We start from the raw sequence: 16,508 nt of genomic DNA, 5'->3' as shown, positions 1-16,508 counted from the left end.
AATCTCGCACTTCAAGTGCTAAATCATTTGACACTAAGCAACATGTTACGTTATAATGCAATATAGTTAATAATAATTTTTCTTTGTATCAAAACGCGGAGGTTTTTGATGTTAATAAACCGCGAAGTATTAAGCATTCCCCCACATATTTCAACCAGCTGGGGACATGTTATCGCTCTTCATATGCAGGATGAAAACTTGATGGTCTATTTAACAGACGGGATCATCGTACAAATACCCAACCTGCCGGACTCATTATTAGAACAAATCTTCAGTGTGCATGCAGCTTATTTGGGGGAACAAACTCCAAAAAGGCAGCTTCGCCCTATAAAAAATGAACTCGATGGAATGACAGCCACGGAATTTCCTTTACGCCTTGGCTTTGGTTCTATGGAAAATATGATGGCATCGAGCATGCAGCATAATCCCGAACAGGCGCATATGCCTGACTTGCCCTCGGAAATTATCGATAAGATTGCAACGATTGCAAAAGTCGTCTCCCCAAGGGAAGTTTCAAGTTTGCCCAAGGGCGAACCTCATTGCAACTGTATGTTCTGCCAAGTTTCGCGCGCCATCCACCGGCACGCTCATGTTGATGAACCTGAGATAGTTACAGAACATAAAGTCGCCGAACTACCGTTGTCTGCTACCGATCCTTGGATCGTCGAGCCCAATGAGAACAACTGTTATAATGTTCATCACAGAGAAAGCCCTATCGAACAATATAAAGTGTTTATCAAAGACGGAGAGATCGGTTGTAATTGCGGCAATCATGGATGCGAACATATCATCGCCGTTTTAAGAAGTTAACTTCTGTTCAGAAAATGCTTCTAAATCAACGACTTAGGCTGGATTTTGAAAAAACTTCAAAATCCAGCCTCCTCTTCTTAAAAATTTGTCTCTAGGTAGTTTAAAAATCTAAATCTCTCTCTTGTCAATAATAGCCATAACAAATACAATCCACCCTTCTGAGCTGCAGGAGACTAAATAATGCGCAAAATCATTCCCTTTCTTATTACCTTATTTTCCTTTGGAATGCCTCTCATTGCAGAGGTAAAAATTGTAGATGAAGAAGCTATCCCTTCTTCCAACACAAACACCGAAACTCCTGTTAAAAAAGAAGCACCTCCGCTTCCTGTCAAACCCCCTCAACCTCCTTTTAAAGCCTTTACCGGCAAAGTTAGCCGTAATAAAGTCAGATTACGTGTACAGCCTACCCTAGATGGGGCCATCGTACGCGAACTCAACAAAGGCGATATGATCGTCGTCGTGGGTGAAACAGAAGATTATTACGCAGTCCAACCCCCCACAGACCTAAAAGGCTATATTTACCGCACACTCGTGTTGGATAATGTGGTGGAAGGCAGCAATGTCAACGTCCGATTGGAACCCAGCCTAGACTCCCCGATTATTGCACAGCTAAATGGAGGCGACCGTGTAGATGGACGCATTAGCGGGCAAAATAATAAATGGATGGAAATCGTTCCTCCCACAAGTACACGCTTCTTTGTCAGCAAAGATTTCATCGAAAAAGCGGGCGATGCAAATCTCCTAGCCACGATCAATCGTCGTAAAAATGATGTCAACATTTTGTTGCAACAGACCTCTAATAATGCAGAAGAACAGCTCAACAAGCCTTTCGAACAAATACAGATTGAGCCTGTTATCGCCGGATTCAGAAAAATCATCGATAGCTACAGTGAGTTTCCTGAGCAAGTCAGCCAAGCTAAAGAACGGCTTACACAAACTCAAGAAGACTACTTGAAAAAGAAAGTCGCTTATCTTGAAGATCAGAACAGAATGAAGGCGGATTCCCTCCGTGCAAATGCAAATAGAGTTAAAGAACAGTCTAGACCGCAGCCCGTCTATCCACCTGAACCAGTTGAACAGCCTGTTGCTAAGCCTATAGAAAAACAGATTACAGCTAAAATGGCTGCTTGGGAACCTTCTGAAGATAAACTCTATCAAGCTTGGTGCCGTCAACGCGGATATTGCTCGCGTGATGACTATTATTCTGCACAAGCTGCTGAAGCTATTGCTCTTAAAGGTGTAATCGAGCCCTACAACCGCCCTGTTAAAAACAAACCAGGCGATTATGTACTCGTGAACTCCGGCCATCTGCCTATTGCCTATTTGTATAGCTCGTTTGTCAACCTGCAAGATTACGTAGGGCAGGAAGTGACAGTTCAAGCGACACCACGTCCAAACAACCAGTTCGCCTTCCCGGCTTACTTCGTATTGGATCTGGATTAATCACTGTTTTTAGGGAGCGCGAAATTCGTTTTGCGCTCCCTTTTCCCCTGCATTTTTCTTTCAAAATCAATAAAGTCGCTTTTAATCCCCTCTTTTGCTATGATTTAGGCAAATTTTTCACAGATTAATTATGACTACATTACCTAAAGTTGCTATTGTCGGACGTCCCAACGTGGGAAAATCCGCACTGTTTAATGCCATCTGCAATAAGAGAATTGCCATTGTGGATGAAGCAGAGGGAATCACACGCGACCGCCTCTACTGCGAGACGGAACTGTTTGGGCGCCAATTCGAAGTGATCGACACCGGTGGTATTGATCCCCGCTCCAAAGCTCCCTTCAATGAGCAAGTCAAGCAACAGGCTGAAATCGCCATCGAGGAAGCCGATAGCATTATCATGGTTGTAGATGTGCGGATTGGTGTCACACCTTTGGACTCAGAAGTTGCCAAAATGCTGCTTTCTACCCATAAACCACTTTGCTTAGCGGTCAATAAAATCGACCACCCCTCCCAAGAGTGGCAGCTTCATTCCTTCCATGAACTTGGCATTAAGAATATTATTGCTGTTTCCGCTTCTCAACGTTGGCATATTGCTGAACTCCTAGAAACTGCATTAAATAAAGTCGCTCCCAAAGATTCAGAAGAAGAGAAAAATCCCGGTATTAAAGTCGCCATCGTTGGACGCCCTAACGTAGGTAAATCCTCTCTCCTCAATTACCTTATGGACGAAAACAGATGCATCGTCAGCCCAATTCCAGGTACCACTAGAGATAGTATAGATATTCCTTTTGAGTTGAACGATCAAATATACACCCTGATCGACACTGCAGGTATCCGCAGAAAATTTGCCGAAAAAGAAGTTGTGGATAAATTCGCCTCGATCCGTACTACCAAAGCAATTGAAAGAGCGGATCTTTGTATTTTGATGCTAGATGCCCAGCAAGGCCTTACAGCACAAGAGAAGAAAATCGCTTCGGAAATTGAAGAAGCCGGAAAAGGATGCGTACTTCTGTTTAATAAGTGGGACCTAGTTAAAGGCTTCCGTATGGAGCACTGCTTGAAAAGTATCGAGAATGATGTACCCTTTTTAAAGCACTGCCCAAAATCTTTATTTCTGCAAAAACAGGTAGAAATGTCGATAAAATTTTCACAGAAGTAAATAACGTCTATGAAGCCTCCAAAACACGTATTACTACTCACCAGCTCAATAAGTTCCTCATAGCGGCTATTCAGAAGACCAATCCACCTATGATTACCGGAAAAAGACTGCGTATCTATTACATGGCTCAGGTTGGCATTGAACCTCCTACATTTATCTTCTTCGTCAACTATCCTAACTTGATGACTGATTCTTACAAAAAATACCTCTATAATCAATTTAGAGAAGTTTATGCCTTCACCGGTTGCCCACTAAGAATGTTCCTTAAAGGCCGTAAACGCGTTAATAAAGAAGAGCGTAACCCATCTTACCAACCTCAACATTCAGCTTCACCTGAAGAAGAGGAAGAGTATGAAGAAGAAATGGGCGAAGAATTCGATGATGAATTCCTAGACGAGCCTACTTCTTCCTAATTTGACTCTGATTTCATACTGATCCAGCTTGACAGATGCGCTTTATCATCTGTCAAGCAACACGTCTATTAGACATTTCCTTTCTATACTCCATTGAACTTAAGAATCGGTTTTTAGCTCTACAGCATCTTTGGAATTGCAAAAATTTCAAGTATTGAATTCAGTTGAATATAATTACAGCAACTTATTCATTAAGATTTTCTTCTCACATTCAATTACTATTTTCTCATAATTAGAAAACTATTTTTTAATATTAATCAATTAATTATTTACATATAATTAATCATTATAAAATCACTTCAATTAACACTTTCTTAACATAAATATACTATAATAGTAATTACAAATAACTATTTTAAGTACACAAAATAATGACTTACATATCGGTAGATAATACATATTTTAATAAATTTACTGAAAATAACACACAGACAATACTTTTATTTAATCCAGTTTATAATGAAAATATTCAAAATATTGCTAATCAAAACATAAATCTCATTACAGATAAAAATGTACAACGCCTACCTTATGGCATGAGTTTATTTGAACTACTGGATCGATTAGAAAATAACCCAGCAAATACTTCTTTTGAGCAACGTCTCTATCTTTACCTATCCATTTTAGGTCCACACTATAAATTAGATTTCAAATCACTACTTTCAAACGAACATGTCTACTTGATGACAACGTGGTGTAAACTTGTCCTAAATAATGAAATTGCGGATGCAAATGTTGCCGGCGAGCTCATTGGAAAATACAGCTTAAATTCTCTTACAGCAAAAATACTGAAAACCTTTTTCTTTTGTATAAATATTTATCATCAGCGCAGAGGAATTGCATTTTTTGCCCCTTTTGTGATTCCCCACATCCATGAAAGAATCGACAATAACTATGATTTTGTTGGGGAAAACCCTTATCTATTCAACAATTGGCTGAAAATCTATTCATCCCCTGTCCTGTCTAATGACTTTCATACCTATTTTTGCAAATGTAAACAAACTACACGGACTGAATTCCTTAATAACTCGAATCTTGTAGATCTCTCTCTGCGTTTCTATAGAGATTTCTCCCTTCCCCACAATAAATTTTTGGATCTATTTGAGCTACTTGGAAAGAGCATCGAGCCGGCTATAGCCATACTCGAAACTCAACCACATTTAATGAAAAGCATATCCTCAGCAACTTTTCAGAATACCGCAGAGTTCTATCTGTTTTTGGATGTTGTACAAAATACTGAAACAAATCAACCGCTTCAATTAGCATTTCAAGAATTAGTCTGTTTAGGTCCAGCTCACGTCATCACTTGGGTAAGGCTCTTTGAAAAAAATAGTGATCTCGACTTTTTGCATAATATCATTTTCTTCATGAAATCTTACCCCGGTTCAATAAACCAGTTGTGTAAGTTCATACAAGATACTCATCAAGAAATAGATTTTATTACTTTAACAAACAGCCTGCAAGAATGGTTGAAAGAAGCTAATTTATTAATACACTTACCTCTACTTTTTAAAATTCTAAACAACTCTTTTAAACAAGAGAAACCATACCTTTTTCACAATCTAGATGAAATCCGTAGAACTCAACCTCTACTACTTTTTAAGTTATTTCAACATCTAACCTCTAACCCGCAAGATTTAAGGATCCTATGTTCAGTCGGTAGTCTATCCTTCCAGACACCGCACTTTCTAATAAATAGATTAGAAAAAATGTTTACTATTCTTCAAGAAGGTAAAATGGAGCATGCAGCCATATCGAAGTTCTTAGATTGCTGCTCCACTCCCCATTGTGCGGGAAATTTGCTTTGGTCAGGAATTAATAATAATCTTGAAATAGTTAATTCCATATTCCGCTACACCTATCCAATCCATACGGCAATAATTATTTGGCATTTACTAGAACAGTTTAAGCTGTCTTCTTCAACATTTGATCTAAAATGGAATGAAACATTCACAACAATTTATCAATCTAACCTAAGTCTGAACCCTTACTTGCAAGCGCAAGCTCAACTTCCCTATCACATTAGAGAATGTCTGCATCTATTAATTCTACGTGATAATCTCAAACTAGCAGATCAACTCTTAGAGTTATGGATTAATGACCCGTCAAAACATCCGCATATTGAGCTATGTACTATACTTATCCAAAGCTACGGGCTACAAACTTTTGTTACCCGTCTCATTGAAAATGGAGTGCCCGATGATAGGATTTTCCATATTCTCGCCGCCTTTCTGCAGTCCCCTCAAACAGAAATTATCGAGGCCTTTGCAAAAGTCTACGTAAATGCACCCTTTGATCCTTTGAAACAAAGGATCATTGAAAACTGTATTCTTTGGATGACTGTTTTCCAAAAAATCCCTGAAGATTTACAACTCTTGGTTAAATTTGCATCAGGTATTTACCCAGACCACATAGTGCATGTTTTCAATGAAGCTTTCTCAAATCCCCGTCATAAACCTTCCCTTTCACTTAAATATGCGATGATCCATTTAAGAAAGTATAATGACATCTTTGCTGCTTATTATATACTGACTTTGCCACCCCATTTCTGGGCTTGTCTTCCCTATAACTTTGATATAGAGCAAGTACATAATCAAGCACTGATACATTCCCAGCTAGCATTAGACGAAACATCCTATAAGGCTGTTATCGAGATGACCCTTTATCAAACAAGGGCATTATTACAAATGCCAGAAGGAAGCTTCTATCCCGATATTATCACTTCTGATTATGCAATTAACTACTATGTTAATAATATGGTTTCGAATTGCGTCAATATGAACTGCAGTATTGATCTAGACATAATGAGAAAATGGCTTAATGCAAGTCACGAACTAAAACAGTTTGGTTTTTCAAATATTATCGGTTCACATATTTCTAATTTTATCAAAAATCCTCAGTTCAAGCTTACATTAGAAATGATTGATGTGAGCACTATCTTAATGGATGAGAGATTTGCACTTTTATTAAAAGGGATGCTTAATATCCCTTCTGCAGGTCCTATTACTAAAAGGGATATTATCAGAGGAATCCTGTTATTCCTTTTTTCAAAAATATCCCAAGCCGCAAGCCGCCATTCCTGCGCAGCCACTAGTATTCTCATCCATATCCAAACTAATAATGTAGATAAAGCAATTCAACTCATGCTTAAGCTTTTAGAAGGGAAGCTTTCTATTACTAAAGAAAATAAAATCTACGATTCAATTTTAAATTTAACAGTAGATACGATTCAATTAAAAAGTAATTTCAAATATCAAATTGGACATTCTACACATATTTTACTAACGTCGTGCGCACTTCCATTAAAAGATCATCCTTCAGTACTAAAATTATCCAGGTATTTAGGCATTGATCAAGCTGATATTGAAGCTTGGATAAAATCAGCTTTGTATACTATCCCTCCAAGACATTCAACTATTCCTGTTAATGAAATCACACATGAATTATTCCTTAAAAAGCTTCTATTACAGGCCTCTCACTTTATTAAAAGCCCTTTGAAGATCTCTTCGGATCAATTGGAATATGAATGCACTATTGTTTACCTGTCAGTCTTTGAACCATTAATGACAAGGGCTTTGGAAAGCACATTGATGCAGTTCAATATGCTTAAAATAAAAAAAGTTACATCGGATACTTTGAATTTTGTATTGGAATATACGTTTAAGAAGATAATTAGAAATCAAAACTTACCTCAATTGGAGTCCTTTACTGGTGTGCTTATTCAAGAAATAATAAAAAAAATCGATAAGCTTTCCATATTATACGATCATAACTTAAAGAAATCTAAGGGATGCAATTTCTTTGTGGAAGAAGATAAAATAAATGAATTTCCCGTACCCTATATAAATTCGTACGATAAATTTAAAGCTTTCTTGGAACAATCATTAATAGAGTCTGTCAATTGTATATATGCAACGAATAAAGACTATAAGCTACTAAAAGGTCGCCTTGATTTTTTTGTAAAGAATTTTCTTAACTCCTTTAGTCAACCAAGGTTTGAAAAACGTATAATTAGCACTTATAATAAAAATTTACCTTCTCCTAAGCTTACCTCTCCTTGGAAACAAGACCCGGGAGTATATTCACAATATTTATGGCAAAGTTTGGGCTTACTGGAGCCGTTTCACATTCCTTCTAAAATTTCATATCCCGTAAAGAGGTCTGAGGATGTCCTCGACTTTCTCCATTATTATGTCACTAATTTCGATATCACCAAACGACAAAATCAAAAACGTGTCGGCAACATGTATGGTCATAGTATGAATTTTATTTTTTTCCATCCAATGTATATCGAGCTTGCCACGAGAGGTCTAGAGGCAGTAAAAAATAAATATATTTCAGAAGCTCAGAACTTTTCTCGGAATCGAATACTCACTCAAGAAGAATACGACAGTTGGTTTAACTTATTAAAAATGACACTCAAAATAAATATTGAAAAATTGAATAAGTACCACGTTCCATTTGAGAAATTGCACAATAGATCTCTTAAAGCTATTTATGATCATATGAAAGATCTATTACAAAAAGCCAACTTACCTGAAGCAGACTATCATTCAGCACTAAAATCTTTGGATTCCCGTGGAATCACCTTGCTCAACAAAAATTTTACCTTAGTGGAATTAAATTTCATTCCTTTTATCGATACTAATTGGATTAGTCGGAGAACAAATACCCAAAGATTATTTTCATTATTCTATAGCCCGTTATCCTTCCAATGGGAATTTTGGAGCCATAGCAGCTGCGGAAATTTTTTTAACAATGAAACTTATAATGATTTCTTTGGGGAAGGTAAGTGCTTAGAGATCTGTGTACAATCTACCTAAGATAGAAATTTAATTTTGCTTCAACCTCTATTTGCGAACCGAAACGTTCCCTAGTATACAACTGCAAGGACAAGTCGCAGCACAAGGTTAGCCTGACATGACCTCTAAAGTTCATCAGAAGCTTCGATAGCGGCAACACCCTTGCCGGCCTCCACCGTCTTAAGCAGATCCAATAAGTCATGCCTGTTGAAGCTTTTGAGGATTTGGTGATCATCTGTTGTGACGATCTCTTCCATCAGCTTACCTTTCTCCGTGATCATCCTGTCGATTCTTTCTTCAAACGTATCCTTGGTCACAAGTTTGAATACTTGAACACCACGAGCTTGTCCAATACGGTGTACGCGGTCTGTCGCTTGATCTTCTTTGGCTGCGTTCCACCAACGGTCGTAATGGATAACTACAGATGCCGCTGTGAGATCAATACCGGTACCTGCTGCTTGGAGGGAACCTAGAAACACTTCACAGGAAGGATCATTTTGAAAGCGGCGTACTTCTTCTGCACGATTGCGGGTAGAACCGCGCAGTGAAGAATAACCTACGCCATGCTCATCCAGATAGAGCTCCATAATATCCAGCATTGCCAGGTAGTGTGAAAATACGACCACTTTCTGTCCGCTATGGCGGGCTTCATTTAACAGTTCTACAAAAAGATCCCATTTGCCTGAAGAATACTCTTTATAATTTTCGGGCTGTTTCAAATAGGCTGCCGGATGGTTGCAAATCTGTTTAAGGGACGACAAGATGCTGAAGATATGGACATACGGAATGGGGTCGGAGCCTCTTTCCAGAGAGTCTATAACCTTCGGCCGCTGTTGTGTAATGACTTCATTGTAAAGTTTGCGTTGGTTATTCAGCAGTGGGCAGTGGGCTACTTCTTCAATTTTAGGAGGAAGCTCACGAAGAACATCTTCCTTTTTTCTACGCAAGATAAAGGGTTTAATTAGACGCGTTAAAAGTAGTCTGCGTGCTATGTTGTTCTCTTTTTCTATCGGCTTTATGAAGAAATTGCGGAAATCCTGCTCTGAAGGTAGATAAGCAGGCAATGATAGATCGAAAAGCGCTTTTAATTCACGCAGATGGTTTTCTAAAGGGGTACCGGTCATTCCCAATCGCATACGCCCTTGCAAACTGACTAGTGCATTGTGCACGCGGCTTTGGTGGTTCTTTGCCACTTGGATTTCATCCATGACTATAAGGTCAAAAGGGATCATGGAAAGCTGCTCAATTTCATTACGGGCTATCCCGTAAGAGGTGAGGAGAATGCCTCTCGTTTGGTGAAAATGCGTCAGGCTACGAGTATTGCCATAAAAAGTGTGTACTTGAATTTCGGGCAGGAATTTATGCAGTTTTTCCTGCCAGTGGAACAGCACCGACGTGGGGCATACAATCAGGCAAGACGTATTAGGCTCGTGCTGGTGAAGAACGTCAATTAAGCCCATCGCTTGGTGAGTCTTACCTAAACCCATATCATCGCAGAGGAGCCCGGAAAGACCATTTTGAAAAAGGAACCACAGCCAATGTACTCCTAGAAGCTGATATGGCCTTAAGTTGCTTTTTAATGATCTTAAAGTAGGTGTTTCGGTTTGCCTAAAATCGATTAGAGCATCGACGATGCTTTTCCTTCCCTTTTTCTCTTGGGTCGAAAGCGGAACATTGGAAATCTCATCAAAAGCATTAAGCCGTATCAATTCCAAAGAAGAGAGAGAGAGCTGTCCGCTTTCATTGAAACGCCCCTTGCGGATGGAGCGCAGCCAGTTAAAACGATCTTCTGTTAGGTCTATAAGGCCTGCCGGAGAGATCAAGTAGCGCTGACGGCGCTGCATGGCTTCCCAAACTTTCACTACCGAAATACTACCTATCTCGCTAGTAAACTGAAGGTTAGCCTGAAAATGTTGGTTTCCATCCGGCTGCATCTCTATAGATTCTAAGCGGATATTGTGGGGGCGATGCAGTTTCTCATCTATTTCAGTAGCACGCGGAATAATCTCCTCAAGCTGATAAGAGATGAATAGCTCCAACTCTTCGCCGCGAAGTGTGACTTCACTGCGGAAAGCTTCAGGCAGTCTTAGAGAGTAGGGAATTTCGAAGAAGCCATATCCTTCCGAATAGATATAATTATCGTAGAAGATAATTTTTTTATCTTGAAATTCCTTTCGAATAAGGTAAACAGGCTTGATATTGATTGAGGGAAGGTGTTTCTGCTCTTCTGTCTTGATCGAAAGGCCTACAGATTCCAAGGGGTTTTCCATCGCAAAGAAACCTTGGATCAATTGAAGTTCATCTTTTTGCATTTTAATGAACAATGGAACCTGTTCTTTACCAATGACAACACCTTCACGTACTGGACGGTATTGTTCACCCCAGCTTTTGGGATAGAATCCATGACCTTCGATGTAAATAACGCTGCCAAAGTCGTGCTGCAGGCCAAAAGATTTCTTGGGATCTTCACTATTATAGAATGATAGCTTGCCTTCTGCATCTACAGAATAGGATAGCTTTTCCTCAATGGTCGAAAGATGGAACTGAAATCCAGGGAAATGGTTAAGCCAGCTTCTTTGCTGCTGTATGAAATTCGGAACGTTTTCGGGGAGGATCTGCAAGTGTGGTGTATCGAATTTTAGGCCTTCCAGCTTATATAGACCTTCATCATTAAGATATGCCCATTGGCCTAGAATTGCTGATCCCTTCGCACTTAGATCTCCCGGTTCAAACAAATAAGAGTATACATGGAGCGTCCACTGGGGATCGAAATCTAACTTATAGGCGATGCTGACAGGCTCCTCATGCAGTTCCGCTCCTTCGAGAAAACTTTTTACCAAAGAGGTATGATCGCTGAGGAGTTGGCCTACAGCTGATCCGGTCAGTACAGGATTTTCCAGAAGATGATGCGGATCTCCCGCGGTAAACCCTTCTCCTTCAATATATTTCCATCCCTCTCCGGCATCAATAACCTGGCTAGTTTGATCTTGAATAGGCCCGTTGTCGGGAGAATGTTTCTTATCACTTGAGAAAATCTTTAGGGAAGAATTCTGCTTGTTGTAAACAATTTTTGAGATACCTTCAAGACGATTGTCAATTACCTTCAAAGGCGAATTCACTGTACTCAGTGTAGGAATAATTATGGGCAGGTTAGCTTCGGAAAGATAGAAATCTAACTTAAGTTCTTTAAAGCTAATTCCAAAGTGGTGGGGAAGACGGTGCCCCTCTGACTTGATGTTAATTGAATAATTTTTCTTATCTTCTTGCTGGAAAAACATCCATTTAGATAGATCGCTCCAGAAAGAAAGCTCAAAAGCAAGCTGCGGGCTAGGCTGTCCGATCCGCCATTGCTGCAACTCTTCATGCGAAAGGTTAGAGAACTTTATGGAGGTTTCTTCTGTCTCTTGCGGATGTTCAAATAGAATGTCTTGAAGCGTCTTTTCACCTTGCGCACTGAGGGAAGAGATGGAAAAGATCTGCTTTCCGCTAGCTGAATAAAAAGCATATTCTTTTGCATTCACTTTTTTTAACGATTCAGGATCAGAGCCGATCCGCTCGCAGAATAAACGACTGATTGCATACCAGAAGCTACGTCTATATGCAGCATGTAGGGGCTTTCCGGAAGGAGTATGAATTCTAAGCCAAGCAGCAGCAAGATGATCACATCCTTTGAGTTGAGCTTCACCAAACTCTTCAGTGTCTTCGCAGGAACAAAAACAATCTTTCAAAGTGTCATTATCATCGAATTGGAGAAAAGTCCAGCAGTCTTTATTTTTTTCCGGATCTTTTACAAGCACCTGGTACGTATGCTCGGAAAATTCAATATCTTGGACGTAGCCTTGCTTGAGCCAATTCTTAGCAGTTTTCAAATAAGGTCTTAGAATTTCAGGAACCTGGCTTGCATGCATTGGCTATCCTCCCTGTATCTGTAGCTGCAATCCATGGGGAAGGGCTTCACCAAAAGATTCATCTTGCTCTTCTTCCGTCATCGGGACAACTTCTAGCAAGATTCTTCTGCTCTCCTCTTCAAAAAGATCTGCAAGTTTTTGCCTTAGCTGAAGAGGAAGGTCAATTTCTCTATGTCCTGTAAGACGGGCTATGGGGATAAATAGAGCCTTGAATTTCTCTTTAGGAATCTTAGTGGAGAATTTGAGAAGCTTTTCAATCCATATACTGCACTGCGCAGGTGGAATGATGTGCGAGAGTGTGCCCTGCAATTGCTGACGTGCAGCGATTTTGCTTAGTGCCCAGTATTCCACCCGATCCGCCTCGCCTTGTATTATTTTATCTACCAATGCTTGGCCTATCTTAACTTTTGTTGAGATCTCAATCAATTCCATTGAAGCTAAAGTACGTAATCTTTCTTGATAAAGATAGGGTGGCTTTCCTGAAATTAGCCCTTTGGGAGTGAGGATGTTAGGTAATATCCATCCGGCGAGTTGCAGCTGCTGGCCGCGATTCAACCCGGCGGCTATCCTTCTAAAACAAATCAATTGCTGCTGTAGAACTTCGGAAGGATTATTTTTTTTGATTTCACCTAGAATAATTTTCCATAAGTCTTTTATCCTAAAGTCATCTAATGGATATCCTTTACCGGGACGAAGCAAAAACCCTGCGAGGTTCCACCACCTTTCATTCAATTGTTGTGAATGACTACGTTGCGCAGCAACATCCAACAAGGGCGACCACAACCCCCTCAAGACGCTTAGCGGCCATTCTTTACGCGGCATATCCAAGGTTTTTTCTAGTTTCTCCATTAGACTTTTTGCTGCGGAAACGCTCCCCTTTCCGGAATAAACCTCCTGCAAAACAGCGGTTGCCTCTGCCAGAAACTGCGAGTTATAGGTCTCATCCTTACGAGCTTTGCCAACTGAACCGAGAGAGTTGTCTTGACCGCCGACAGTACGTAATTGAAACTCCAATCCCCAGCGGTGATCACTTTTTGTAGATTGCAGCCATACTTCTAATATTCCGATAGAAGTGAGATGTATGCCTAATTGGACCGCAATAGGTTGCGTATTTTCCCCTCCCTTTCCATACCGCAGAATTGTATGAATGGGCGGCAATGGATGGAGCTCTTCCTCGTTGAAAGGGATGATATCTCCGGCCTTATCATTTAATCGAACATGGGATGTGTAGACTTGAAATGCCACCGGTAGATTGGGTGTGGCTTGAAAAATCTTTTCAGAGATGTAGGAAGTGTCTTCTTCAGTACCGCGAGGCAAAAGGGTAAGGGCTTGAAACTGCTTTTGCGTTCCGTCATTCAATTCGATCCCCAAATAATAGGCTCTGGGCGATCCCCCTCCTATACGAATTCCTAACCCATGCTTCACCTTGCCAAAATAGGCGGCTCCCCTTGCTACAGCATGATCAAAATGCTGGGCCGTTAGAAGTGCAACTTTTTGGTGAGGAAACCATTGTTCAAGGGATTTCAGAATGGCATCTTGGAACACTCCGGGAAGCATAGTACCCCCGTTAAACAAAATATGCGTCGGTGAATTGTCACCGGTGCATTGATGCCTATCAAGAAACCGGGCTAGATGCTTCACGATGGAGGGTTCTTGTTCGTAAGGAAGCCCTAAAGTTTTAAAGCCTGTAGTAGAAGTTTTCTTTATGGCTTCGCTCCAAGACGAATTGCCAAAAAAGCCATCTAATACTATTGCATCGGCTTCAGCTTTCGTTAAATTATAAGTTTGTGTCCCGCCCACTACCTTAGAACCCGTTCCTGTCAATACTATGCGGTAAGAGCTCTCATCATTACCATAGATGGCTTCTTTTGCTAAACGTGCTTGATGGCAGAGATGCTGCCACTGGGCCGGACTCAACTCCACAGCTAATTTATCACTGATATATTGGGCAAGGGCGTTATCGATATTCTCTCCGCCTAAAAGCAAATGGTCTCCTACAGCCATACGCATAAATGAGAGCTTATCTTCGGTCTCTTGGACTTTAATATAAGAGAAATCGGTAGTGCCCCCACCTACATCGCATACTAAGATGCGTGCGCCCGGGTCAAGGATATCCGACCATTTTTTCTCGTGCTGGTCAATCCAATTATAAAAAGCAGCCTGAGGTTCCTCTAGCATAGATACAGAGACAAAACCTGCTTTTTTAGCACTTTCGATGGTCAAAGCCCTGGCTACTTCATCGAAAGATGCTGGAACAGTAATAATGATCTGCTGCTGCTCGAATTCGTCATCGGTTTTCTCTTTTGCCATAACGGCATTCCATGCGGCAGCAATATGCCTTAAATACCGTGATGAGGCTTCGACAGGACTGATGCGTAGTGCAGCATCACCACCCGGAGGTAAGATCGGATCTTTCCGCGCTGCAGAATTATGGCAAAGCCAACTTTTTGCGCTTGCAACAAGACGTGTAGGTACGCGTGCCCCATAACTTAATGCGAAAGAACCTACCATGTAGTCGCGCTGAGCAGCCCAGGGCAAGGCGATGGAACCCTTGTCCCACTCTTCCTGTCCTGCAAGATAGCAAAACGAAGGCAAGAGCGGTTTCATTTCAATTTGTCCGGGACCCACAAGCTGAGGAATAGCGAAGGTACGGATAGCTGTTTTGGGATCTTCTCTATCCACGTACGACACACAACAGTTTGTCGTACCTAAATCAATTCCAATAATATAGCGCATGCTATTCTATGGCTTGAAGAGGATTAACATAAGGATAGTTCAAGTCGATGGCAACACTTTCATTTGTCACCATGCCTTTATAGACATTTAGTCCATTTCGTAAATGGGGGTCTTTTCTGAGGGCTTCCAATCCCAGTCTAGCTAGTGCCAGCACAGGCTGCAAAGTTGCATTGGTTAAAGCCATTGTAGAGGTACGCGCTGTGCTACCCGGCATATTTGTCACACAATAGTGGATGACACCATCGACGAGATAAGTAGGATTATCATGTGTTGTCGGACGGGACGTCCCAGCGCAGCCACCTTGATCTATGGCTACGTCTACGATGACAGAACCGGGGTGCATACGTGAAATCATTTTGCGGGTAATCAGTTTTGGCGCTTTTTTGCCGGGAACAAGCACACACCCTACGACTAAATCGGCATGGATAACGGCATCTTCTATCGTCGTTGATGTGGAGTAAAGGGTATGCAAAGCAGGACCGAATAATGCATCTAAATGGCGCAATCGCGAAAGGTCTATATCGATAATAGTCACATTCGCCCCCAGTCCTAATGCCATACGTGCAGCTTCTGCACCGGCGGCACCGCCGCCAATAATGACAACTTTTCCAGGACTTACACCGGGAACGCCCCCCAATAAAATTCCTCTTCCCCCTTTATTTAATTGGAGATAGTTAGCGCCCACTTGAATAGACAGCCTACCGGCAATCTCGCTCATGGGTTCTAAAAGGGGGAGCCTGCCTCTATTATCGGTCACGGTTTCATAAGCTATCGCCGTCACTTTACTAGCAATCAAGGCCTTAGCTTGTTCGGGATCCGGTGCTAAATGCAAATAGCAAAAGAGTATCTGGTCTTCCCTTAATAAAGGAAATTCTGCCTCGAGCGGTTCCTTGACTTTAACCACGATATCGGAAGCGTAGACTTCCTGCGGTGTTGCCACAATCTTCGCACCGGCGTCTTTATACATATCATCGGTAAATCCGATAGGCGTTCCGGCTAAGGTCTCTACCCGGACTTCAAACCCTGCTTCTACAATTTGTCTAACTCCAGCAGGTGTCATACCTACGCGGTATTCGTGATTTTTTATTTCTTTGGGAACGCCGATCACACGTGACATCTTTTTCCTTTAAACAACTCTTTTTAGTAAAAAGGGCATCATACTTTCTTACTGTGTTATCTACAAGAAGTAAAGTTGGAACTTCCTAAAGGATAATCAACTAAATTAACTATATTGGTT

The 16,508-nt window shown here is 40.9% G+C and carries 8 protein-coding genes; 5 read left to right on the top strand and 3 right to left on the bottom strand.

Annotated elements, in window-relative coordinates; all coding sequences use genetic code 11:
• Positions 1-108: 108 nt before the first annotated feature.
• The 5 genes from WC222_01235 to WC222_01215 all read left to right on the top strand — a co-directional run bounded on the left by WC222_01235 (position 109) and on the right by WC222_01215 (position 8,648).
• Positions 109-810 (top strand): hypothetical protein, encoded by a 702-nt coding sequence (locus WC222_01235; GenBank protein ID MFA6914995.1) that lies wholly within the window; start codon positions 109-111, stop codon positions 808-810.
• Positions 811-990: 180 nt separating this feature from the next.
• Positions 991-2,253: a hypothetical protein gene (locus WC222_01230; protein MFA6914994.1), complete on the top strand. Its 1,263-nt coding sequence runs from the start codon at positions 991-993 to the stop codon at positions 2,251-2,253.
• Between the two features lie 130 nt (positions 2,254-2,383).
• Entirely contained in the window at positions 2,384-3,412 is a 1,029-nt protein-coding gene (der, locus tag WC222_01225) for a ribosome biogenesis GTPase Der (protein ID MFA6914993.1), read from the top strand.
• Positions 3,349-3,825, top strand: a complete 477-nt coding sequence (locus WC222_01220) for a hypothetical protein (GenBank protein MFA6914992.1) — start codon at positions 3,349-3,351, stop codon at positions 3,823-3,825. The genes der and WC222_01220 overlap by 64 nt, the downstream gene beginning before the upstream one ends.
• Positions 3,826-4,196: 371 nt before the next feature.
• Positions 4,197-8,648: a hypothetical protein gene (locus WC222_01215; protein MFA6914991.1), complete on the top strand. Its 4,452-nt coding sequence runs from the start codon at positions 4,197-4,199 to the stop codon at positions 8,646-8,648.
• A gap of 104 nt (positions 8,649-8,752) precedes the next feature.
• Here the strand turns inward: WC222_01215 and WC222_01210 are convergent, their stop codons facing one another.
• The 3 genes from WC222_01210 to ald are packed head-to-tail and all read right to left on the bottom strand — an operon-like array spanning position 8,753 to position 16,388.
• Positions 8,753-12,535 (bottom strand): DEAD/DEAH box helicase, encoded by a 3,783-nt coding sequence (locus WC222_01210; GenBank protein ID MFA6914990.1) that lies wholly within the window; start codon positions 12,533-12,535, stop codon positions 8,753-8,755.
• A gap of 3 nt (positions 12,536-12,538) precedes the next feature.
• Positions 12,539-15,271 (bottom strand): Hsp70 family protein, encoded by a 2,733-nt coding sequence (locus WC222_01205; GenBank protein ID MFA6914989.1) that lies wholly within the window; start codon positions 15,269-15,271, stop codon positions 12,539-12,541.
• Between the two features lies 1 nt (position 15,272).
• Complete coding sequence (gene ald, locus WC222_01200) at positions 15,273-16,388, bottom strand: alanine dehydrogenase (protein MFA6914988.1); 1,116 nt, start codon at positions 16,386-16,388, stop codon at positions 15,273-15,275.
• Positions 16,389-16,508 lie beyond the last annotated feature (120 nt).

The organism is Parachlamydiales bacterium, from assembly GCA_041671045.1.
In the GTDB taxonomy this organism is placed as follows: Bacteria; Chlamydiota; Chlamydiia; order Chlamydiales; family JABDDJ01; genus JABDDJ01.
This window is presented reverse-complemented; position numbering and strand designations above follow the sequence as displayed.